Source organism: Paracraurococcus lichenis (assembly GCF_030657435.1).
Classification (GTDB): domain Bacteria; phylum Pseudomonadota; class Alphaproteobacteria; order Acetobacterales; family Acetobacteraceae; genus Paracraurococcus; species Paracraurococcus lichenis.
The window spans coordinates 1-986 of the sequence record NZ_JAUTWS010000342.1 but is presented as its reverse complement, the minus strand read 5'-3'; the positions used below and the strand labels follow the sequence as shown (position 1 = coordinate 986).

The 986-nt window shown below is 68.4% G+C and carries 1 pseudogene; it reads right to left on the bottom strand.

Features of this window, described 5'->3' with window-relative positions:
- Positions 1 to 172: 172 nt before the first annotated feature.
- Positions 173 to 883, bottom strand: a pseudogene (locus Q7A36_RS40120) (IS1380 family transposase); the annotation flags it as partial.
- Positions 884 to 986: the final 103 nt, after the last annotated feature.

The following is a 986-nucleotide window of genomic DNA, read 5'->3' as shown; positions in this document are numbered from 1 at the left end:
TCGACGACCGGTATCGTCGACAACACAGATGGCTGTCAGCTTCTGCGAAACGTCCAGTCCTACAAACCGGGTCATCGAGAGCCTCCCATCCTGCGAGGTGCCGGGCGACACCGCCTAGATCGAGGCACTATGAGCGGGCTCCGCTCAAGCCGCGATTACCCGATGTCCACACATGGCTGTCGGCGCGGACCAGGATCTCGACCCGGGGCCAGTGGCTGCGGATCTCGCGCACCAGCCGGCGCAGAACGGCGCGGGCCTCGGCACCGGTCGGGCGTTTGGCCGGGCGGAGCATGGCGACGACGGGTCGGCCCTCGCCGTCGAACACCACGATGGGCTGGAAGCCGTACTCGTCGTAGTAGGCATTGAAGAGCCGCAGTTGCTGCCCGCCGTGGACGGCATCGAAGGTGTCGTCGATGTCGAGCACGATGCGGCGGGGCACCTGCCGGAAGCTGGTGCAGTACAGCCCCACCATGGCGCGGGCCATCCGCAGCAGGGCGCGCACATCGGGCAGGTTCTCGAGCCGCGAGATCGTCGGCTGCGAGCAGAGCGGCTCGCCCTCGGGCAGCGCATCGAGGGCGAGCTTGAAGACCGGATCGTGCCGCAGGCTGTCGGCGTCGTTGCCGTCCTCATAGCCTGCGGCAATCATCAGCATGCGGAAGCGCAGGATGGCGGCGAGGCGGTGCTGGACCCGCCCCGGCGCGCGTGGGTCCTCGATGCAGGCCGCCAAGCAGTCGGCGATGCCGAGCCGGCGCTCGACTTCGCGCAAGGCCAGCAGGCCACCGTCGGAGGAGAGCTGACCGCCGTCGAACCGGGCGATCAGGGGCTTGCCGCAGACTGGTGACAGGCCGGGCAGCGGCGGGGTAGATTCAACCGTGACGGGCATGGCCTCCGGACGCGGCGGGGTTTGAGTGTCGCAGCCAAATTCTACGTCCGCTCAACCGGTTGCGCCATGCCCGTCAGCCCTCATGCATGATCCGGGCTAGGGA